18 protein-coding genes are annotated in these 21,260 nt (G+C 70.5%); 9 read left to right on the top strand and 9 right to left on the bottom strand.

Going from position 1 to position 21,260, the window contains the following annotated elements; all coding sequences use genetic code 11:
• Positions 1-3: 3 nt before the first annotated feature.
• From JHW41_RS06515 to prmC, 3 genes are all read right to left on the bottom strand, one after another.
• Entirely contained in the window at positions 4-2,295 is a 2,292-nt protein-coding gene (locus tag JHW41_RS06515) for a glycosyltransferase family 2 protein (protein WP_250449401.1), read from the bottom strand.
• Between the two features lie 650 nt (positions 2,296-2,945).
• The gene (pip, locus tag JHW41_RS06510; protein WP_057948619.1) at positions 2,946-3,887 is read right to left on the bottom strand and encodes a prolyl aminopeptidase; all 942 of its coding nucleotides are present in this window, start codon (positions 3,885-3,887) and stop codon (positions 2,946-2,948) included.
• 253 nt (positions 3,888-4,140) lie between these two features.
• The gene (prmC, locus tag JHW41_RS06505; RefSeq protein ID WP_250449400.1) at positions 4,141-4,989 is read right to left on the bottom strand and encodes a peptide chain release factor N(5)-glutamine methyltransferase; all 849 of its coding nucleotides are present in this window, start codon (positions 4,987-4,989) and stop codon (positions 4,141-4,143) included.
• A 137-nt stretch (positions 4,990-5,126) separates the two neighbouring features.
• On the opposite strand from prmC, the gene JHW41_RS26530 reads away from it, so the two are divergent.
• The gene (locus JHW41_RS26530; RefSeq protein WP_428995518.1) at positions 5,127-5,372 is read left to right on the top strand and encodes a DUF6053 domain-containing protein; all 246 of its coding nucleotides are present in this window, start codon (positions 5,127-5,129) and stop codon (positions 5,370-5,372) included.
• Between the two features lie 160 nt (positions 5,373-5,532).
• Positions 5,533-7,152, top strand: coding sequence for a PKD domain-containing protein (locus tag JHW41_RS06500; RefSeq protein WP_250449399.1), 1,620 nt, complete (start codon positions 5,533-5,535; stop codon positions 7,150-7,152).
• A 312-nt stretch (positions 7,153-7,464) separates the two neighbouring features.
• Here the strand turns inward: JHW41_RS06500 and JHW41_RS06495 are convergent, their stop codons facing one another.
• The gene (locus JHW41_RS06495; protein ID WP_057948622.1) at positions 7,465-7,992 is read right to left on the bottom strand and encodes a carboxymuconolactone decarboxylase family protein; all 528 of its coding nucleotides are present in this window, start codon (positions 7,990-7,992) and stop codon (positions 7,465-7,467) included.
• Positions 7,993-8,359: 367 nt separating this feature from the next.
• Positions 8,360-8,899: a peroxiredoxin gene (locus JHW41_RS06490; RefSeq protein WP_057948623.1), complete on the bottom strand. Its 540-nt coding sequence runs from the start codon at positions 8,897-8,899 to the stop codon at positions 8,360-8,362.
• A gap of 165 nt (positions 8,900-9,064) precedes the next feature.
• Here JHW41_RS06490 and oxyR point away from each other — a divergent pair, with 165 nt between their 5' ends.
• Both oxyR and JHW41_RS06480 read left to right on the top strand, forming a co-directional pair.
• Entirely contained in the window at positions 9,065-10,015 is a 951-nt protein-coding gene (oxyR, locus tag JHW41_RS06485; RefSeq protein WP_057948624.1) for a DNA-binding transcriptional regulator OxyR, read from the top strand.
• 251 nt (positions 10,016-10,266) lie between these two features.
• On the top strand, positions 10,267-10,839 hold the full coding sequence (locus tag JHW41_RS06480; RefSeq protein WP_250449398.1) for a DJ-1/PfpI family protein: 573 nt from the start codon (positions 10,267-10,269) through the stop codon (positions 10,837-10,839).
• A 111-nt stretch (positions 10,840-10,950) separates the two neighbouring features.
• Here JHW41_RS06480 and msrA read toward each other — a convergent pair whose 3' ends face one another.
• Positions 10,951-11,601 (bottom strand): peptide-methionine (S)-S-oxide reductase MsrA, encoded by a 651-nt coding sequence (gene msrA / locus JHW41_RS06475; protein WP_078998254.1) that lies wholly within the window; start codon positions 11,599-11,601, stop codon positions 10,951-10,953.
• A 206-nt stretch (positions 11,602-11,807) separates the two neighbouring features.
• Between msrA and JHW41_RS06470 the strand changes: the two genes are divergently transcribed.
• Positions 11,808-13,505, top strand: a complete 1,698-nt coding sequence (locus tag JHW41_RS06470; RefSeq protein ID WP_250449397.1) for a peptide-N4-asparagine amidase — start codon at positions 11,808-11,810, stop codon at positions 13,503-13,505.
• Between the two features lie 188 nt (positions 13,506-13,693).
• Here JHW41_RS06470 and JHW41_RS06465 read toward each other — a convergent pair whose 3' ends face one another.
• The 3 genes from JHW41_RS06465 to JHW41_RS06455 form a co-directional block, all read right to left on the bottom strand.
• Positions 13,694-14,224: an adenine phosphoribosyltransferase gene (locus JHW41_RS06465; RefSeq protein WP_057948626.1), complete on the bottom strand. Its 531-nt coding sequence runs from the start codon at positions 14,222-14,224 to the stop codon at positions 13,694-13,696.
• A gap of 59 nt (positions 14,225-14,283) precedes the next feature.
• Positions 14,284-15,234: an EamA family transporter gene (locus JHW41_RS06460; protein ID WP_250449396.1), complete on the bottom strand. Its 951-nt coding sequence runs from the start codon at positions 15,232-15,234 to the stop codon at positions 14,284-14,286.
• 299 nt (positions 15,235-15,533) lie between these two features.
• On the bottom strand, positions 15,534-15,806 hold the full coding sequence (locus tag JHW41_RS06455; RefSeq protein WP_250449395.1) for a DUF2007 domain-containing protein: 273 nt from the start codon (positions 15,804-15,806) through the stop codon (positions 15,534-15,536).
• 242 nt (positions 15,807-16,048) lie between these two features.
• Between JHW41_RS06455 and JHW41_RS06450 the strand changes: the two genes are divergently transcribed.
• From JHW41_RS06450 to JHW41_RS06435, 4 genes are all read left to right on the top strand, one after another.
• Positions 16,049-17,812 (top strand): glutamine--tRNA ligase/YqeY domain fusion protein, encoded by a 1,764-nt coding sequence (locus tag JHW41_RS06450; RefSeq protein ID WP_250449394.1) that lies wholly within the window; start codon positions 16,049-16,051, stop codon positions 17,810-17,812.
• Between the two features lie 10 nt (positions 17,813-17,822).
• Positions 17,823-18,398, top strand: a complete 576-nt coding sequence (locus JHW41_RS06445; protein WP_250449393.1) for a nucleoside deaminase — start codon at positions 17,823-17,825, stop codon at positions 18,396-18,398.
• A 366-nt stretch (positions 18,399-18,764) separates the two neighbouring features.
• Positions 18,765-19,823 carry a 23S rRNA (cytidine(2498)-2'-O)-methyltransferase RlmM gene (rlmM, locus tag JHW41_RS06440; protein ID WP_250449392.1) on the top strand — a complete coding sequence of 353 codons (1,059 nt, stop codon included), beginning with the start codon at positions 18,765-18,767 and terminating at the stop codon, positions 19,821-19,823.
• Positions 19,824-20,126: 303 nt separating this feature from the next.
• Positions 20,127-20,816, top strand: a complete 690-nt coding sequence (locus tag JHW41_RS06435) for a hypothetical protein (RefSeq protein WP_250449391.1) — start codon at positions 20,127-20,129, stop codon at positions 20,814-20,816.
• Positions 20,817-21,260 lie beyond the last annotated feature (444 nt).

The following is a 21,260-nucleotide window of genomic DNA, read 5'->3' as shown; positions in this document are numbered from 1 at the left end:
AACTCATTCGGCCACCGCGCGAATATGGGAAGAGGTTGCGATTGCCCGACTCGCGCGAGACCGCGGCGGAAACGCCAAATCGAAGTGCAGGCTGTCGAGCGACAGATTCGGGTTGTAGGCCGGATCGTTGCGCAACAGCTCGCCCCAACGACGCAGCATGATCGCCGTCTCTCCGAGGAAGCGCTCGCGCTTCTCCGGCGTATCCTCCGGCCCGCGCGACGCCGACTCGTGGTGATACAGCTCCGCATGCGGCGTCCACACGTTGCGGTAGCCGCGCGCGTGCAGGCGCAGGCACAGGTCGATGTCGTTGAACGCCACCGCCAGGGTCTCGTCCATGCCGCCGACTTCGGCGTACACCCGCCGCCGCAAGGCCAGGCAGGCGCCGGTCACGGCGCTGAGGTTCTGGACCACGCCGGCGCGGCCGAGGTAGCCGTTGCTGCCGCGGCGCAGGTGGCCGTGGGCGTGGCCGGCGACGCCGCCGATGCCGAGGATCACGCCGGCGTGCTGGATGGTGTCGCCGGGGTAGTACAGCATCCCGCCGACCGCGCCGACGTCCTCGCGCAGCGCGTGCGAGACCAGTTCGTCGAGCCAGTCCGAGGCGATCACCTCGGTGTCGTTGTTGAGCAGGCACAGCACCTCGCCGCGCGCCTGCGCGGCGGCGTGGTTGACGATGGCGGAGAAGTTGAACGGATGCGGCCAGTCGAGCACCCGCACGTGTTCGCGCCGGCGCAGTTCGCCGAGATAGCGCAGCGCCTCCGGCTCGCTGGAGCCGTTGTCCACCACCAGCAATTCCAGCGGCCGGTACGCGGTGCGCTGCAGCACGCTTTCCACGCAGGTGCGCAGCAGCCCGGCGCGGTCGCGGGTGGGCACGATCAGCGAGGCCAGCGGCCGTTCGCGCAGGCTGCGCACGCTGCGGTAGTAACCGTGCTCGGTCACCTCGACCCGCGCGCGCACGCCGCTGCGCGCGTGGTGCTCCTCGACGGCGCGGCGCCCGGCTTCCAGCGCATAGGGCTTGGCGCCGCCGGACAGCGCGGTGGACTCGGGCAACACCCGCCAGTGGTACAGCACCTGCGGGATGTGCACGATCTGCGCGTCGTCCAGCCGCTCGGCGCAGCGCAGCAGCAGGTCGTGGTCCTGCGCGCCCTCGAAGCCCGCGCGCAGCCCGCCCAGTTCGCGCACCAGCGCCGCCTCGATCGCGACGAAGTGGCAGATGTAGTTCTGGGTGCGCAACAGGTCCGGGTTCCAGGCCGGCTTGAAGTTGGGTTCGAAGCGGCGGCCGCTCTCGTCGATCTTGTCTTCGTCGCTATAGAACAGCCGCGCTTGCGGATGCTCGGCGATCGCGCGCGCCATCTCGGCCAGCGCCTGCGGCGCGAGTTCGTCGTCGTGGTCGAGGAAACCGATGTGGCTGCCGGTGGCCATCTCGATCGCGCTGTTGCTGGCTTCGCAGATATGACCGTGGTTCTCGCGCAGGCGCAGCGCGATGCGCGGATCGCGCGCGGCGTAGTCGCGCAGCAGCCGGCGCACCGCGCCGGAGCGCGAGGCGTCGTCGGCGATGCACAACTGCCAGTGCGGCCAGGTCTGCGCCAGCACGCTGTCCAGGCAGCGCCGCAGCCACGGCAGCGGCGGGTCGCGCACCGGCAGGACGATCGAGATCGTGGGCCCCGCCGGCGCCGGCGCCGGCGCGGTTGTGTCCGCCTCGGCGCCCGCCGCGGCCGCGCGCTCGTAGCGCGACAGCCAGTGCGGATAGGAATGCGCGCCGTGGCGCAGTGCGCGGCGGTAATGCTGCAACAGGGTCTTGCCGCCGTCGGCGATGCGCCCGCGCAGCGCGGCGCGCAGGAAGCGCAGGCCGGCGCCCACGGCGTCCTCGCACAACACGTCGCGGCGCGCGCGCTGGATGCCGCACATCAATTCCCACACCGCGCGCAGCCGCGAGATGCGGCGCAGACGAAACCCCTCCAGCGCGAAGCGCGCTTCGCTCTCGCTGGGATCGAAACGCAGCCGATGCAGGCGCGTCCCGAACAGGACCACGCTGCGCGAGCGTCCGTCGCGCCCGGGCTCGGCCAGGGCGATGCGCAACGCCTCGCTCACCCCCGCGCCGTAATCGGGATACAGGCAGGGCGCGAGGATGCGCCCCTCGTCGAGCCCCAGGCGCAGATCCAGCAGATACCAGCCGGGCGGCGGCAGCTCGCCCTGCAGGCTCTCGACTTCGAACTGGGGGTCTTCGCCCTGCGTCTGATAACGCGGGTGCGCCGACGAGGCGTCCGGGCGCAGCTGATTGATCGGCGTCAGCCGCAACTGCCGTTCCTGCGTATAGGTCCTTCGTGCCCTGAACATCGCCCCTCGCCGCGCGGCGCGGCCGTAGCCGTCGCATGCGTCTGTCGCTGCCATCGTCGCGGTCGTGCCGCATGCATCGGCCGCGCCCCTTCCATTACGGCGGGCGATTGGATGCGTCCTGGCAGGACGAGTCAAGCAGGGGAAGTGCAGGGTTTTTCTGGCTTTTTTTCAGCGAATCCAACGCAAGGCATTGATACGGATCGTTGCCGCGGGAATGCTCTACACGCTTTTTATGCCATTAACAGCGAAGCAAATAATTTTTCCGGTGCCCAGGCAAGTAGCGGGTTACTGACTGTCCCGGCGCATGTCGCTGCGAACTGCGCGAAGATGCGCACGGAGCGCGTCGCGCGAAGCGGCGGGCATGACGCAAAATCTGTGTCCATTGAACACAAGCCCAGCGTCTTCGGCGCTCACCGGCAGGTGCGCGATGCCGGCATGGAGACCGGCGGCGTCATCGTCGCCGCCGATCGTCGCCGGATCGGCGCAGCGCCGATCCGGCCGTCGCGGTCCGGGTGGACCCGCCACCCGCGACCGCCCGGCGGCGTCGTGCGCCACCGGGCCTCATTGCGCCGGCGTCGCGCGCCGGCGAGTCCCGCGTCGGGCTTTCCGGCTCAGGCGAACCGGTCGGTCGCCCGCACCAGCGCATCCACGTTCTCGGCCTCGAACGCCGAATGGCCCGACGCCGGGGTGATGGTCAGCTCGGCCTTCGGCCAGGCCTTCTTCAGCTCCCACGCGTTCTGCACCGGGCAGACCACGTCGTAGCGGCCGTGCACGATCGCGCCGGGGATGTCGGCGATCTTGTGCGCGTCGCGCAGCAGTTGCTCTTCGACCTCGAAGAAGCCGCCGTTGACGAAGTAATGGTTCTCGATGCGGGCGAAGGCCAGGGCGAACTTGGCGTCCTCGTGGCCGCTGACGAAGTCGTCGTCGACGTGCAGGAAGCTGGTCGCGCCTTCCCACACGCTCCAGGCGCGCGCGGCGTCGAGGCGGGTCTTCTCGTCGGAACTGGTGAGGCGGCGGTGGAAGGCGCTGATCAGGTCGTGGCGCTCGACCGCCGGGATCGCGTTGACGTAGTGCTCCCAAGCATCGGGGAACAGGCGCGAGGCGCCTTCCTGGTAGAACCATTCCAGTTCCCAGCGGCGCAGCATGAAGATGCCGCGCAGCACCAGCTCGGTCACGCGCTGCGGATGGGTCTGCGCGTACGCCAGCGCCAGGGTCGAGCCCCAGGAACCGCCGAACACCTGCCAGCGCTCGATGCCAAGCTTGGCGCGCAGCTTTTCGATGTCGGCGACCAGGTCCCAGGTGGTGTTGTCGGTCAGGTCCGCGTGCGGGGTGGAACGGCCGCTGCCGCGCTGGTCGAACAGGACGATGCGGTACTTGGCCGGGTCGTGGAAGCGGCGCATCTTGGCGCTGCAGCCGGCGCCGGGGCCGCCGTGCAGCAGCACCACCGGCTTGCCGTCGGGATTGCCGCACTGTTCGTAGTGCAGGGTGTGGCGCTCGTCGACCTGGAGCGTGCCGGTATCGAAGGGTTCGAGTTCGGGATAGAGCGTGCGCATCGGGGACCTCGCAGTCGGGATGCGCGCAGTTTAGCCGCCCCGGGCCGGCGCTTTCGGTGCCCGCCGCGGCGGTTCGGGCGGCCAGGCGGTGCGCGCGGCCGCATTTCACGCGGGCAGAAGCCGGCTGCGGCGACGCGGGCGCGGGCGCGGGCGCGGGCGTTGCGCGCCGTGGGGCTTGCCGATGCGGGCCCGTGGAACGGCCGTGCTCGCAGCGAACCGGTGCGACGCTCGCATGGCCCGTGCCGCGGCGACCCTAGCCGGCCCAGCGCCCCAGGCTGACCCGATCGCGCTGCTCCCAATCGCGCTCGGTCGCCACCTCGGCGAAACCGGCCTGCGCCAGCAGCGCGCGCACCGCCGCGCCCTGCTCCCAGCCGTGCTCGATCAGCAGCCAGCCGCCGCGCCGCAGGTGCGCGGGCGCGTCGCGCGCGATGATCCGGATCGCGTCGAGGCCGTCGGCGCCGGAGGCCAGCGCGTCCACGGGTTCGAAGCGCAGGTCGCCCTGCGCCAGGTGTGGGTCGGCCGCTTCGATGTAGGGCGGATTGCTGGCGATCAGGTCGAAGCGCTCGCCGGCCAGCGGCGCGAACCAATCGCCGTGGCGGAAGGCCACGTTCGCCAGGCCCAGTTCGGCGGCGTTGGCGCGCGCCACCGCCAGAGCCTGTTCGCTCAGGTCCACGGCCAGCACCTGCGCCTGCGGGCGCTCCAGCGCCAGCGCCAGCGCGATCGCGCCGCTGCCGGTACCGAGGTCGGCCACGCGCGATTCGGTATCCGGCGGCAACCGTTCCAGCGCCAGCTCGACCAGGCGTTCGGTCTCGGGGCGAGGGATCAGTGTGGCCGGGCTCACTTGCAGGTCGAAGCGCCAGAAGCCGCGGCGGCCGAGCAGGTAGGCGACCGGCTCGCCGCCGGCGCGGCGTTCGAGCAGTTCGGCGAAACGCGCCCGCGCCTCGGGCTCGGGCGCGTGGTCGTCGTGGGCGAACAGCCAGCTGCGCGAGCGTTGCAGCGCATCGGCGAGCAGCAGTTCGGCTTCGGCCGGCTCGATCCGCGTGCGCGCGGCGCGCAGCAGTGCGGCGACGGTCGGCGGCGGAGCGGAGTCGTTCGAGTTCATCGCTCGTATTGTAAGGCGGGCGCTGTGGGTGGGCTGCCTGCTGGGTTCGGGGCGACCTGAAAGAAAGCATCGGGCCTGAAGGCCCTCCCACGACAACAAGGCCGGCCGCTGGGTTCGCGGCGATCTGAAGCAAAAGCATCGGGCCTGAAGGCACTCCCACAAGGACAAGGCCGGCCGCTGGGTTCGCGGCGATCCGAAGCAAAAGCATCGGGCCTGAAGGCCCTCCCACAACAACGGGCCGCAGCCGCGTCACGCGCGGCCGTGCTGCGGCGCAACGCAATCGCGCGGGATTATGTGCGCGGTGTCGAATTCGCCTTGTACCGCGGGCGCGAACGCAGCCCGTTGATTGCCCGGGAAAATCTCCGCCGCGCGCTCGGTTTTAAACGTTTTAGCCTTATTTAAATCGATCCAAACGTTGACACCGGGAAATCCCCGCTCGCACTGTCGGCGCGTCGCCGCCGTGGCGACCGCAACGCGCGCACCGTCGCTCCAACGTCCCGCCGCGACCGCGCCGCCGCCGACCATCACTCCAGGGGATCGCCCATGACCGTGCCGCGCCAGCCTTCGACTCCCGCCCTTCGCCGTATCGTCCCGGCGCTCGCCGCTCCGGCCCTGGCCGCGCTCGCGCTGGCCCTCGCCGCGCCGGCCGCGTCGGCCGCCGAGTCGGCGATCTTCGGCGGCGGCCCGTTCTATTCCGGCGGGCAGACCGTGATCAACGACCTCAAGGCCTCCGGCTTCACCACCGTGTTCCTGTGGAGCATCCACATCGAGGACAACGGCGACCTGGTCTACAACGACATCCCCATCGTCAAGAACGGCGCCTACATCGGCAGCGACGCCGACTGGCCGGCGCGACTGGCCTCGCTGAAGACCGCGCCGACCTCGGTCAAGCGGGTGGAAGTCTCGATCGGCGCCTGGGGCGTGCCCGACTTCGAACGCATGGCCAAGCTCGCCAACGGCACCGCCGCCGGTTGCGGCAGCACCATCGTCTGCGGCACCGGCAGCAACAGCATCCTGTACCGCAATTTCCAGGCGCTGAAGACCGTCACCGGCGCCGACGCGGTCAACTTCGACGACGAGAGCCACTACAACGTCGCCGACACCACCACCTTCGGCAACATGCTGGTCGGGCTCGGCTACAAGATCACCTTCGCGCCGTACACCAACCAGAGTTTCTGGAGAGGGGTCAAGGACAACCTCGGCGCCTCGGTCGACCGCATCTACCTGCAGGTCTACGACGGCGGCGCCGGCAACAACCCGGCGACGTGGAACACCGCGATGGGCATGACCGTCATGCCGGGCCTGTGGACCAAGCACGGCAGCGGCTGCAGCGCCGGCGACAGCCCGGCCTCGGTGCAGAGCCGCATGGCCGGCTGGAAGACCAGCGCCGGCATCAACGGCGGTTTCCTGTGGCTGTACGACGACATCCAGAAGTGCTGGGCGCAGGGCACCAGCGCGCAATACGCGGCGGCGATCAACAACGCGCTCAGCGGCAATACCGCGCCGGTGGCGAATTTCGGCGTCAGCGTCAGCGGCCTGACCGCGAACTTCAGCGACTCCTCCAGCGACGCCGACGGCAGCATCGCCTCGCGCAGCTGGAGCTTCGGCGACGGTTCCAACTCGACCGCGACCAACCCGTCGCACACCTACGCCAGCGCCGGCAACTACACCGTCGGCCTGACCGTGACCGACAACGGCGGCGCCAGCAACACCAAGACCGCCACCGTCTCGGTCGGCGCCGGCAACGTCAACCTCGCGCTCAACAAGCCCACCACCAGCTCGGCCGCGTGCAACAGCAACGAAAGCGCGGCCAAGGCGGTCAACGGCAGCGTGTCCGGCGGCACCACCGACAAGTTCTGCTCGCTGGCCTCGCCGGCCTGGCTGCAGGTCGACCTGGGCTCGGCGCAGACAGTCGGCGGCTTCACCGTCAAGCACGCCGGCGCCGGCGGCGAGTCGGCGAACTGGAACAGCAAGGCCTTCACCATCCAGACCTCGACCAACGGCAGCACCTGGAGCACGCCAGTGTCGGTGAGCGCGAACACCGGCAATACCTCGACCCATGCGATCAGCGCGACCTCGGCGCGCTACATCAAGCTCAACGTGACCACGCCGACGCAGAACGGCGATCCGGCTACGCGGATCTACGAGTTCGAGGTGCGTTGAGCGCGAGGCGCCGCCGCGGGTCTTTCCCGCGGCGGCGGCGCTTCAACGCCTCCCTGTAGGAGCGGCGCGAGCCGCGACCAACCGAAGCGTCGAACGAAAGCGAAACCATCCGAAGCCCAGGACACCGCACGACGAGCGCACCCATGTTCGTGGAACGCCGGCTTCGGAAACGCAAGTGGCATGACGTCGCTTCGGTTGGTCGCGGCTTGCGCCGCTCCTACAGGTAGCGAACCGATTTCACGCGCAAAAAAAGATCGCCGGTGTTACCACCGGCGATCCCCTACCACCATCCAACTTTTAAACGCGACGCGCTCAGGCCTGCTCGAGCGCCACCGCGACCGCGTGCACCACCGCGCCGATCTTGAGCGCGCTCTGCACGCCCTGCGCGCTGATCTCGTGCTTGCGCAGCACCTTCTCGTGCGAGTCCATGCAGGCGCCGCAGCCGTTGATGGCCGACACCGCCAGCGAGGCCAGTTCGAAGGTCATCTTGTCGATGCCCGGGTTGGCCATGACGTTCATGCGCAGGCCGGCGCGCAACTGGCCGTACTCTTCGTTCTGGATCAGGTGGGTGGCGCGGTAATAGATGTTGTTCATGCCCATCACCGCCGCCGCGGCCTTGGCGCCGGCGATTTCCTCGGCCGACAGCTTCTCGGCCGCGAACGCTTCCACCGCTTGCGTCAGCGGCTTGTAGCGCGAGGCGATCGCGCACGACAGGGCGATGGCGCGGATCTGCTTGGCGTCCAGGCCCTGCGAGCCGGCGTCGCTGAGCACGCTGTCGAGGTTGAGCTTGAGGTCCTTGGCGTAGTCGGGCAGCGAATTGCGAAGATCGGTGAGGCTCATCGGGAAGCTCCTGAATTCTCGGATCGGGGGACGGCCGCGCAGCGGGCGCGCTCGAGCGCCTGGCGGGCGTGCGCAAGCGCACGGCTGGCTGGGAACTCGTCGAGGGCGTAGCGCAGCGGCGCGATGCAGCGGTGTAAAAAACAGCCGGGGCGAACCCCGGCTGCAGGCACCCGCACGGAGGGGAGGGAGGCCGGTGCGACCGGCCGCATGCGGGGTGGTGCCGAAGAAGACTGCGCTGCCGGCGAGCCGGCGGCGCAGGTGGAACCAGGTGGGCGCCGGGTCACGGAATCCGGCGCCGCGGGACAGGCGTCCCGAGGTCGAAACCCTGCGCCGGGCCGCCGTCAACGGGCGGCCGGCGCCGAGTCCCTTAGGCGACCTTCAGGGTGTTGTCGCCCTGGTTCCAGTTGCACGGGCACAGCTCGTCGGTCTGCAGGGCGTCCAGCACGCGCAGCACTTCCTGCGGGTTGCGGCCGACCGAACCGTCGGTGACGTAGACGAAGCGGATGATGCCTTCCGGGTCGACCAGGAAGGTGGCGCGCTGGGCGACGCCGTCTTCGCTGAGGATGCCCAGGGCCGAGGTCAGGTCCTTCTTGATGTCGGCCAGCATGGGGAACGGCAGGTCGCGCAGGTCCTTATGGTCCTTGCGCCACGCCAGGTGGACGAACTCGCTGTCGGTGGACGCGGCTAGCACCTGGCAGTCGCGGTCCAGGAACTGCTGGTTCAGGTCGCCGAAGCCCTTGATCTCGGTCGGGCAGACGAAGGTGAAGTCCTTCGGATAGAAGAACACCAGCAGCCACTTGCCCTTGTAGGTGTCGTTGTCGATGTCCGCGAAGGCGGTGTCGAGGTTGTCGATGCCGACGGTGGCCTTGACCTTGAATTTCGGGAACTTCTCGCCGATCGAAAGCATGCGGGTATCTCCTGGATGGGATGGGATGGGTGGTAAAGGGGGGCGCAACAGGATCAACACGTCGCTAGGCACAACCTATGCTGCGTATGTTGCGCTACAGCAATTGATTACTGAAATGAATTGTTCCTATTATGCCGATAGCCATCCTCAATTGACAGCCCGGCCATGAACCTTCGAGACCTCAAATATCTGGTCGCGCTCGCCGATCACAAGCACTTCGGCCGCGCCGCCGCGGCCAGCTTCGTGAGCCAGCCCACGCTTTCGACCCAGATCAAGAAGCTCGAGGACGAGCTGGGCGTGTCGCTGGTCGAACGCGCGCCGCGGCGGGTGATGCTGACCCCGGTCGGGCGCGACATCGCCGAGCGCGCGCGCAAGGTCATCGCCGACGTCGAACAGATGAGCGAGATCGCGCGCCGCAGCCAGGACCCGGAGGCCGGCACGGTGCGGCTGGGCCTGTTCCCGACCCTCGGCCCGTACCTGCTGCCGCACGTGGTGCCGAACCTGCGCAAGCGCTTCCCGCGCCTGGAGCTGCTGCTGGTCGAGGAGAAGACCGACCAGATCCTCGCCCGCCTGCGCGACGGCCGCCTCGACGCCGGCCTGCTGGCGCTGCCGATCCACGACGACCAGCTCCACGTCGAGCCGCTGTTCGACGAACCCTTCATCCTGGCGGTGCCGCAGCAGCATCCGATGGCCGCGCGCGACAGCCTCGACCTGCACGACCTCGACGACCAGCACCTGCTGCTGCTCGAAGAGGGCCACTGCCTGCGCGATCAGGCCCTCGACGTGTGCCGCCTGGCCGGCGCCGACGAGCGCGACGGTTTCCGCGCCACCAGCCTGGAAACGCTGCGGCAGATGGTCGCCGCGGGCGTCGGCATCACCCTGCTGCCGACCCTGGCGGTGCAGCCGCCGGTGCCGAACTCGCCCGACATCCGCCTGCTGCGCTTCAGCGGCACGCCGCCGCACCGGCAGATCGGCATGCTGTGGCGGCGCAGTTCGGCGATGTCGGACTTCCTGCTGCAACTGGCCGACGAACTGCGCAAGCTGCCGGCCTCGCTGCTGCAGCCGCCGGTCGCCGTCGCCGGCGGCAAACGCAAGCCGGCGCGCGAGGTGCGCTGAGCGGGCGCGGTTTCGCTGGCGCGGGTGTCCGGCAACGCGCTGTTCGAGCCGGCGCCGGCCCTGCCATCCAAGGCGTTCGAGCATGGGGCTGCGTGGACAAGCGCGGCGTCCGCCGGCGCGGTCCCGAGCGAACCACGCGCCGACCGGGCGAGCCGTCGCCGCGACGCGATCTTCGCGTTGCCTGACGGGCGTCACTGGCAGCGCGCGGCGACCGCGGGGACGATGGGCGCCCCATTCCGGAGCCTTCGCGCATGACCCAGCGCATCGTCCTGCTGATGATCGACCGTCCCGCCGATTGGGAATACGCGCCGCTCGCCGGCGCCGCGCATGCCTGGTTCGGCATCGACGTAGTCAGCGCCAGCATCGACGCCGCGCCGCTGACCACGATGGGCGGGCTGAGCCTGCAGCCGCAGCGGCGCCTGGCCGAACTCGATCCGGGCGACGGCGAGCTGTGGGTCGTGCCCGGCAGCCCGCTGTGGGACGAAGCGCCCGCGCCGGCGCCGATCGTCCAGGCCTTGCGCGAGCGCGCCGCGCGCGGCGGCGCCATCGCCGGCATCTGCGGCGGCACCCGCGCGCTGGCCGCGGCGGGGCTGCTCAACGAGCGCGCGCACACCAGCAACGAACCCGGCTATCTCGACGCGGTGCCCGGCTACAGCGGGCACGCGCATTACCGCGAACAAGCCTGCGTCAGCGCCGGCGGAATCGTGACCGCGCCGGGCACCTCGCCGGTGTCCTTCGCCGAAGCCTGCCTGTGGCTGGTCGCGCCGGAGCAGGCCGACGGCATCGCCCAGATGCGGGCGATGTTCGCGCGCGATTTCGCTTGAGGCCGCGGCGCGGAAACACCAAGCCGGGAATCGGCGCGCGCATCGCGCAGGCGCGACGCGGCCGCCGTGGCGACGGCCGCGCCCGTTGGCCTGTCCGCTAACTTCCCGGCTTCACGCCACGCCGATCGGACAACTCACGCCGGTGCCGCCCAGGCCGCAATAGCCGGCCGGATTCTTCGCCAGGTACTGCTGGTGATCGTCCTCGGCGTAATAGAACTCCGGCGCCGGCGGCGCGGCGATCTCGGTGGTGATCTCGCCGAAACCGGCCTCGCGCAACCTGGCCTGGAACGCGTCGCGGCTGGCCAGGGCGGCGCGGTACTGGCTGTCGTCCTCGCAATAGATCGCCGAACGGTACTGGGTGCCGGCGTCGTTGCCCTGGCGCATGCCCTGGGTCGGGTCGTGGCTTTCCCAGAAGACCTTCAGCAGTTCGTCGAAGCCGATCTTGGCCGGGTCGTAGACCACCAGCACGGTCTCGGCGTGGCCGGTCTGGCCGCTGCAGACTTCGCGGTAGGTCGGGTTCGGGGTGTAGCCGCCGGAATAGCCGACCGCGGTCACCGCCACGCCCGGCAGCGACCAGAACTTGCGCTCCGCGCCCCAAAAGCAGCCCAGCCCGAACTGCACCCGCGCCAGCCCGGGATACGCATCGCGCAGCTTGGCGCCGCTGAGGTAATGGGCGTTGTGCAGCGGCAGCGGCGTGTCGCGGCCCGGCAGCGCGTCTTCGCGCTGCGGCATGCGCTGCTTGAACGCGCCAATACCGGGAATGAAGGAACCGGCCATCGTCTGCCTCCGTGTGCGGGCTGTGGCGGTATCGCCGCCGTGGCAATGAAATGCGGCGCAGGTCGCAGGATTCAAGGCCGGCGTGCGGCGGCGCGGCTTGTCCGCGCCCGCGCGCGGCGGGAAGCTCGACCCTGCGCCGGCGCTCGCCGGCCGCCGCGCCCTGCCCCCGCCTGCCGCAAAGGATGCTCGCGATGCCCGCACGCCCCGCCGTCCGCCCGAATCCCGGCCTCGCTACGAACGCGAACCCGCCCTCCCGCAGCGCCCGCTGGCGCGAGTGCGCGCTCGCGCTCGCCCTGCTCGGCCTGAACGCCGCGCCGGCGCTGGCCGCCGACGAATTCGGCAGCGACTGGGACGACCCGCGCACCGCCGATCCGGCGGTGGCGCGTCCGGATACGCGCAGCTGCACGGTGCCGATCCTCGATACCGCTTTCGCCGATTTCGAATGGCACCTGGGCCAGATCGCCCCGCCCGCCGCCTGCCCCGGCCCGTGGAGCAAGGTGGTGCTGGAGATGGACGGACAGGTCAAGGGCGTGCAGTACGACCGCCTCGGCCATATGGAAATCGGCGGCGTCACCGTGTTCTCCACCAGCACGCCCGAGCCGTCGCGCGACGGCATCGCCTGGCGCGTGGAAAAGGACCTCAGCGACTACGCCGCCCTGCTCAAGACCCCGCAGCAGGTGCGCATGGCGCTCGGCAACGTGGTCAACGACACCTACACCGGGGTGATCTACGTGCAGGCGCGGGTGGTGTTCTACAACGCCGACCGCCGCCACCCCGCCGTCGCCAGCGCCGACCGGGTCGCGCCGCTGGCGAACGCGCGCCGCGACGGCGGCGACCTGGTCGGCGACTACACCCTGCCGGCCAACGCCACGCGCTGGCTCGGCGAGGTCTACGCCACCGGTTCCGGCGGCGGTTGCGAGGAATTCTGGTACTTCACCGCGCCGCCGGAAGCGAACTACTCCTGCCCGGCCCAGCACGGCGCCTACCGCGAAGTGCAGGTGCTGATCGACGGCCGCGTCGCCGGCATCGCCATGCCGTATCCGCACATCTACACCGGCGGCTGGTCGAACCCGTTCCTGTGGTACGTACTGCCGGCGCCGCGCGCGTTCGACATCGAACCGATCCGCTACGACCTCACTCCCTTCATCGGCCTGGTCAACGACGGCCGCGCGCACGAGGTGCGCTTCCGCGTCGCCAACCTGCCCGACGGCGCGTCCGGCTGGACCTTGCAGCCGAACCTGCAGGCCTGGACCGACCCGCGCCGCGGCGCCACCGGCGGGCGCCTGCTGAGCTACGAGCTGACCCCGTTGGCGGCGCGTTCGAACTACAGCGCGAAGCCCGACGGCACGTTCCAGGTCGACACCCGCGGCGGCCACCGCCTGCGCGCGACCGGTTATGTCGATACCGCCAAGGGCCGCGAATACACCACGGTCGAGCGCATCGTCGGCAACGACGGCCTGCACACCTGGGGCGCGGACGAGAATCCCGACGGGATCAAGGCGCAGTGGAACGACACCCAGACCGTGACCCGGCTCGGCCGCGGCCTGCCGACGGTGTCGACGCTGGCCCAGCGCTTCGGCTTCGACGGCGCGATCAGCGTGATCCCGTCCGGCAGCGCGCAGCGCATCGTCACCACGATGAAGATCTTCGACGACGCCGACCTGCTGCAGAGCCCGGGCCGCGGCCAACCGGCGGCGGCGCAGGTCAAGCGCAACCGCTTCGAAGGCGAAGCCGGCTGGAACTACGGCGTGCCGCGGCCGGAGCGGCACGCGACCGGGCATTCGACCCAGCGCCACCGCAGCTACGGCACGCAGGGCTGCTACGACCGCGAGATCTCGCAGCGCAACGGGTTCATCGAAACGGATCGGTATCGCTGCGGGACGCCGTGAGCGGCGCGGCTGCGTTTCTTCGCGCTTCGGCGTGGAGAAACGCGGCGGGTCGCGGATGGCGCCGGGCGGCGCGGTGGCGCGGTCGCGGCTCGCGCCGCTCCTACAGGGGCGGCGGGTGCGTCGGCCGCTCCCTGTAGGAGCGGCGCGAGCCGCGACCGCGGGCTTTCACGCCCGCGCCGCAACCTCGATCAGTAACGCAGCAACGAATGCACCGGCGCCTCGCCGCTCCAGCGCGCGCGTCCGTTCAGCGCCGGCAGTTCGATCAGCACGCTGGCGCCGACCAATACCGCGTCCAGGCGCTCGACCAACTCGCGCGCCGCCGCCAGGGTGCCGCCGGTGGCCAGTACGTCGTCGACGATCAGGGTGCGCTCACCAGGCTTGAGCGCGTCGCTGCGCGCCTGCAGGCTGTCGCGGCCGTATTCCAGCTCGTACTCCACCGTCACCAGCGGCGGCGGCAGCTTGCCCGGCTTGCGCAGCGGCACGAAGCCGGCGTGCAGCTTCTGCGCCAGCGCCGCGCCGAAGATGAAACCGCGCGATTCGATCCCGCACACCGCCTGCACGCCGCTGCCCTGCCAGGGCTCGGCCAACGCGTCGATGCAGCGGGCGAAGCCGCCGGCATCGGCCAGCAGCGGGGTGACGTCGCGGAAGGTGACGCCGGGCTTGGGAAAATCCGCGACGCTGCGGATCAGGCGCTGGATCGGGACGAGGGAATCGGTCATCGGGGCGTTAGCAACTGAAGGAATGACGGGATTGTGCGCGCCGGCGGCGTCGGCGCGCGTCAACGCGGCTTGCGCGCGAACAGCGGCTGGTCGCCGCGCGCCAGGCCCAGGAAGATGCCGGCCAGCGACAGGCCGATGCCGAGCAGCTCCAGGCCGCCGAGCCGCTTGTGGAAGATCAGCACGTCCCAGACATAGGCCAGCAGCGGCTGCAGCAGCAGGCACAGGCCGACGATGCCGGCCGGCAGCAGCGGCATCGCCCGGCCGATCACCAGCCAGCCCAGCACCTGGGCGATGGCGGCGTAGGCGGCCAGGATCAACCAGTCGTGCGCGCTTTGCGGCCACATGCTCTCGCCGCCGAGCGGCACGGTCAGCCCGAGCACCAGCACGCAGCCCAGGCACAGCCACCATTGCAGCGCTTCGTTCGGGGTGTCGCCGCGGCGCGCCTGGGCAGCGCGGAAGGCCAGCAGGAAACCGCCGTAGGCCAGCGCCGCGGCCAGGCCGAAGAACACGCCGAGACGGAAGCGCGCGTCCATGTGCTCCCAGCCCGGCGCCAGCAGCAGCGCCAGCCCGACCAGGCCCAGGCTCAGGCCGACCCACAGCTTCCAGCCGGCGCGCTCGCCGAGGAACAGCGCGCCGGCGCCGGCCAGCACGAACACCTGGAAATTGGCCAGCAGGGTCGACAGGCCGACCCCGACGTAGACGATCGAGCGGTGCCACATCCACAGGTCGAAGGCCATGAACACCGCGCTCAGCATCACCAGGCCCAGCACCCGCGGCTGCGGCCGCCACAGCCGCAGGCGTTCGCGCCGCCACGGCTGGCCCAGCAACAGCAGCAGGATGATCGCGGCCAGGCCCATGCGCCAGAACGCCGAGGCGCCCGGGCCGATCTCGACCCAGCGCACGAACACCGCCGAACTGCTGATCACGCTGGCGCCGAGCAGCATCTGCAGCAGCGGCGCGCCGGAGCCGGCGGCGGGGGCGGACGACGAGGCGGACGACGAGGCGCTCATGCGCGCCTCCGGGAGCCGCGGCGGTGCACGGCCGCGGGCGCGAGGGTCGGCGATGCGAAGGCGATAGGTGCGAATGCGATAGGTGCGAAGGCGATAGCCAGGAACATGGCGAAACTCCGATGGTCCATCCGCGGCGCGCCGCGGACGGAGTGTCCGGCGCGGGCCGGCCGGCGCTCGCCGGCCGCGCCGCAGCGGGCGCGAGGGGGTCGGGAAGGGGGTGGTGGACGCCGGAACGGCACCGGCGCGGCCGCGATCCGGGCCGCGGCAGGCGTCTCAGGCGCCCGGGCGAGCGGCGCCGCTCAGGCCGGCAGCCACGCCGGCGGCGGCATCGCGGTCTGCGGCTCCGGCTCGGGCGGCGGCGGCTCGCCCAGGGCCAGCGCCCGGACCACCTCGTCCGCCTGCGGCCAGGCCGCGTCCGGCACGCACACCTGCACCGCGCCGAACAGCGGCAGCTCGCCCATGCCGCCGATCAGGGCCTCGCCGCGCAGGAACACCGGGATTCCGGCGTCTTCCAGCGCATGGCGGACCAGATGGGCGTCGATCAGGTGGGCGGCTTCGTAGACGACTCGCATCGTCGCGTCCTTCGGCCGGCAGGCCAGGCGGGTCTGCGGCCAGCATACGCCGCAACCGCGCGCCGCATGCACCCACTTTCGTCATGTCCGCGCGCTGAAAGCGTCCCGATCGCGCAACGATCGGCAAGCCGGCACGACCGGCAAACCGGCCCGCCGGCGCGGCGCGAGACCGGCCGCCCAGGCACGCCGGCGCCGCACCGGCTAAACTCCCGTTTCTCCCTTTTCCGAAGATGCCGCGCCGCATGTCCGCCGATCCGTCCCGCCTTGCCCCCGAAACCCCGACCGATGCCGCCCCGGCGCAGAAGCAGGATTTCGTCCGCCAGATCGTTCGCGACGACCTGGCCAGCGGCAAGCACCAAGCGGTGCGCACGCGCTTCCCGCCCGAACCCAACGGCTACCTGCACATCGGCCACGCCAAGGCGATCTGCCTGGACTTCGGCGTCGCCCGCGAGTTCGGCGGCCGCTGCAACCTGCGCTTCGACGACACCAACCCGGCCAAGGAAGACCCCGAGTACGTCGAGGCGATCCAGGACGACGTGCGCTGGCTCGGCTTCGACTGGGCCGAACTGCGCCACGCCTCGGATTATTTCGAAGTGTTCTACCTGGCCGCGCAGAAGCTGATCCGCCAGGGCGACGCCTTCGTCTGCGACCTCAGCGCCGAGGAAGTGCGCGCCTACCGCGGCAACCTCACCGAGCAGGGCCGCAATTCGCCGTACCGCGACCGCGGCGTCGAGGAAAACCTCGACCTGTTCGCGCGCATGCGCGCCGGCGAGTTCGCCGACGGCGCGCGCACCCTGCGCGCGAAGATCGACATGGCCTCGGGCAACATCAACCTGCGCGACCCGGCGCTGTACCGGATCAAGAAGGTCGCCCACCAGAACACCGGCGACGCCTGGCCGATCTACCCGATGTACGACTTCGCCCACTCGCTCAGCGATTCCTGCGAAGGCATCACCCACTCGCTGTGCACGCTGGAATTCGAGGACCACCGTCCGCTGTACGACTGGTGCGTGGCCAAGGTCGACCTGCCGAACTCGCCGGAGCTGCTGGCGCCGCTGCTGGCCAAGGGCCTGCCGAACGAAGCCGCGATCCCGCGCCAGATCGAGTTCTCGCGCGCCAACCTCAACTACACCGTGATGAGCAAGCGCAAGCTCATGGTGCTGGTGCAGGAACAGCTCGTCGACGGCTGGGACGACCCGCGCATGCCGACCCTGCAGGGCATCCGCCGCCGCGGCTACACCCCGGCCGCGATCCGGCTGTGGGCCGAGCGCCTCGGCGTGAGCAAGCAGAACTCGGTGATCGACTACTCGGTGCTGGAAGGCTGCCTGCGCGAAGACCTCGACGCGGCCGCGGCGCGGCGCATGGCGGTGATCGATCCGCTCAAGCTGACCATCACCAACCTCGACGACGCGCACGAGGAATCGCTGCACTTCTCCAACCACCCGAAGGACGAGAGCTTCGGCGCGCGCCAGGTACCGTTCTCGAACCAGCTGTGGATCGAGCGCGAGGACTTCGAGGAAGTCCCGCCGAAGGGCTTCAAGCGCCTGATCCCGGGCGGCGAAGTGCGCCTGCGCGGCGCCGGCATCCTGCGCTGCGACGAAGTGATCAAGGACGAGGCGGGTCGCGTGACGGAACTGCGCGGCACGCTCGACCCCGAATCGCGCCCCGGCATGGCCGGCGCCGACCGCAAGATCAAGGGCACGATCCACTGGGTCAGCGCGCGCCACGCGGTCCAGGCCGAGATCCGCCTGTACGACCGCCTGTTCGACGTCGCCGCGCCGGACGACGACAGCGACGGCAAGACCTACAAGGATCACCTGAATCCGAACTCGCGCCGCAGCGTCGTCGGCTACGTCGAGCCGTCGGCCGCGCAGGCCGCGCCGGAGCAGGCGTTCCAGTTCGAGCGCGTCGGCTATTTCGTCGCCGACCGCTACGACCACCGCAGCGACGCGCCGGTGTTCAACCGCAGCGTGACCCTGCGCGACACCTGGGCGAGCAAGGAATGAGCGCGCAGCCATGAGCACGAAGATCCAGAACCCGCTGACCCGCCAGGTGCAACTGCTGTTGCCCGACTGGGTCGACGCCGCGGTCGACCGCAGCCGCGTCTACGCCAGCGACGAGGACAAGGTCGCGCTGGCGGTGGAACTGTCGCGGCGCAACGTCGAACTGCGCACCGGCGGCCCGTTCGGCGCGGCGGTGTTCGACGGCCACGGTCGCGTGGTCGGCGTCGGCGTGAACCGGGTGGTGCCGCAGAATTGCTCGGTGGCCCACGCCGAGATGATGGCCTTCATGTGCGCGCAGACCGCGGTCAGCCAGTTCCGTCTCAACGAGCTGGGGCCGATGACCCTGGCGACCTCGGCGCAACCGTGCTGCATGTGCTACGGCGCCAGTTTCTGGGCCGGCATCAACAACCTGCTGATCGGCGCGCGCTCGGAAGACGTGATGCGCCTGACCGAGTTCGACGAAGGCCCGCTGCCGGCGGACTGGATCGGCGAACTCGAACGCCGCGGCGTCGCCGTGCGCCGCGACCTGCAGCGCGAGGCCGCGTGCGAGGTCCTGCGCAAGTACGGCGAGAGCGGCGTTTCCTATTGAACGACGGCGGCGGCGGTCGCTGCGGCCGACGCCGTAATCGCGCAGCCGCAACCTGTAATCGCTTAGCCGTAGCCACCCCAAGCGTCGCCGAAAGCCCCAAAACACCGTCATTCCGGCGAAAGCCGGAACCCATTTTGATTTTGCTCTTGCGGTCCCAATCGAAAGCCAAAGCAACGGCAAAATGGGTTCCGGCTTTCGCCGGAATGACGGTGTCGAAAAGACCGAGCCGAAAAAACCCGGAACGCCGGTGTCGAAAAGACCGGAACGACGGCGTCGAGCGCATCGCCTCCAACCGCCCCTAGCGCTGTCCACCCGACGGCCGCCGCCTGTGCTTCACTTCCCCCACCCGCCCCCGAGCCGCGCCCCATGACCGATTCCGCCCTGTTCTGCCTGTGCCGCGCCGGGTTCGAGCCCGAGCTCGCCGCCGAACTGAGCGAGCGCGCCGCCAACGCCGGCCATCCCGGCTACGCGCGTACCCAGCGCAACAGCGGCTACGTCGAATTCATCGTCGAGGACGCGGCCGCCGCCTCGCGCGCGCTGCCGTGGTCGGCGCTGATCTTCGCCCGGCAGAAGCTGGTGCGGCTGGCCGATCTGAACGGGCTCGACCCGAGCGACCGCATCGCCCCGATCCTCGCCGCGCTCGACGCTTACGGCGAGCCGGTCGCGTTCGGCGAACTGTGGGTCGAGCACCCCGATTCCGACGAGGGCAAACCGCTGGCCGGCCTCGCCCGCAGCTTCGGCAACGCGCTGCGCCCGGCGCTGCGCAAGGCCGGCTGGCTGAGCAAGCACGACGACCCGCGCAAGCCGCGCCTGCACGTGGTCTTCCTCGCCGGCGACCACGCCGTGTTGGCGCAGGCCGATCCCGACGACGGCGCGCCGTGGCCGCTCGGCATCCCGCGGCTGAAGATGCATCCCGACGCGCCCAGCCGCTCCGCGCTCAAGCTCGAGGAAGCGCTGCTGACCCTGCTGACCCCGGACGAACGCGAGCGCCGCGTGCGCGACAACATGCAGGCCGCCGACCTCGGCGCCGCGCCGGGCGGCTGGACCTGGGTGCTGATGCGCAACGGCATGAAGGTCACCTCGGTCGACAACGGCCCGCTGCGCCAGGCGCTGCTCGACAGCGGCCGGATCGACCACCTGCGCGCCGACGGCTTCACCTGGCAACCCAAGCGCACGCTCGACTGGATGGTCTGCGACATGGTCGAGTCGCCGGCGCGGGTGGCCGAGCGCATGGCCACGTGGTTCCGCGAAAACTGGTGCCGGCAGGCGATCTTCAACCTCAAGCTGCCGATGAAGAAGCGCTGGGAAGAAACCCGCGTGTGCCTGGAAGCGTTCGAATACCAGACCCACCGGCCGATGATCGTGCGCGCGCGCCAGCTCTATCACGACCGCGAAGAAATCACCGTATTCGCCGCGCCGCGCTGAGCGCGCGGTCCGTCGCTGCAGAAACAATCGCGATCCCGCGCCGTCGTCGCGGAACGGTGTCCGGCGCGCCGGTCGGCGACCGTGCCACACGCCGCGACGTTCATGCCGCCGCGACATTGCTGAGCGCCGCCGCAACGCCGGCGCGCGCCCGCCGAGCCGGCGTTTGCGTGCGGATGCGCGCGCTACGGACGCTCGCACGCATGCGCGCGCGGCGTTGCGTTCATCGCCGGTTGCGCCGATTAACGCGGGTTTGATCGCGCCGGGTTTAGCGTCGCCCCGTCCCCACAAACGCGAGGCCTTCCCATGCGACAGCACGCGATCCAGCGACAGACCCTGCTCGCCCTGGCCCTGACCGCGACCTTCGCCCTCGGCGCCGCCAACGCGCAGGTGCCGGGCAAGGTGCAGTCCAAGCACGATGCGGTCGAGAAGGCCGACGTCGCCGCCGGCAGCGCGATGCAGGCGCGCGACAGCGCCGCCAGCGCCGAGTTGGCCGCGGAAGCCGCGGTGCAGACCCGCGAGCAAGGCGCGACCAGCGCGCGCGGCGCGATCGCCGCACAGGCCACCACGCAACAGGCCGAGCGCGCCGCCGCCGATGCCCGCAGCGCCGCCCAGCAGGCGATCCGCGCCGCCGACGAAGCGCGTTCGGCGCAGGCCGCGGCGGTCTCCGGCAGCAACCCGGCCGGCGCCGCGGTGCAGGCGCGCGCGGCCATGAACCAGGCGCGCACCGCCAACGCCGTCGCCGCCGATGCCGGCAGCGTCGCCCGCGCCGCGGCCGCGGCCACCGCCGAAGCCAACCGCCTGCCCGACCGCGTCGTCGCCCCGCCCAGCGACGGCCGCAGCGTCGACTTCGCCGCGCTCGACCTCGACGGCGACGACGCGATCAACCGTGAAGAATCGCGCGCCCACGGCGCGCTGAGCGCGAACTTCCTGGCCGTGGACGTCAACGCCGACGGCCGCATCAGCGTCGACGAAGTCAACGCCTGGCGCCGTTGATTCCCCGCGACCGCCGCGGCCCGTCCCTGTAGGAGCGGCGCAAGCCGCGACCACGCAACAGAACTACGCCGCAACTACCGCCGTGCGCCGACAAGGCGGGGATCCAGGGCTTCGAACGTTCCCGCACGAGAAGCCCTGGATTCCCGCTTTCGCGGGAATGACGGCAAAAAATACACAAGCGCCAGCGCAGCCCCGGCCGCTGCCTGTAGGAGCGGCGCAAGCCGCGACCGCGACAACACAACCACCTCGCAACCGTCGCATCGCCGGCTTTGCGGCAGCGGGAGTTCAGGACTTCGGACCTTCCCGCACGAGAACCCCTGGATTCCCGCTTTCGCGAGAATGACGGTAAAAAGCGCAACGCATCGATGTACTCGCGCCCATCAAATCCAGGCTGCCGTGGACCAACGAAGCCACACGCCCCCACACCGCAAAACCCGCATCGCC

The organism is Lysobacter enzymogenes (assembly GCF_023617245.1).
GTDB classification, from domain to species: domain Bacteria; phylum Pseudomonadota; class Gammaproteobacteria; order Xanthomonadales; family Xanthomonadaceae; genus Lysobacter; species Lysobacter yananisis.
This window is presented reverse-complemented; position numbering and strand designations above follow the sequence as displayed.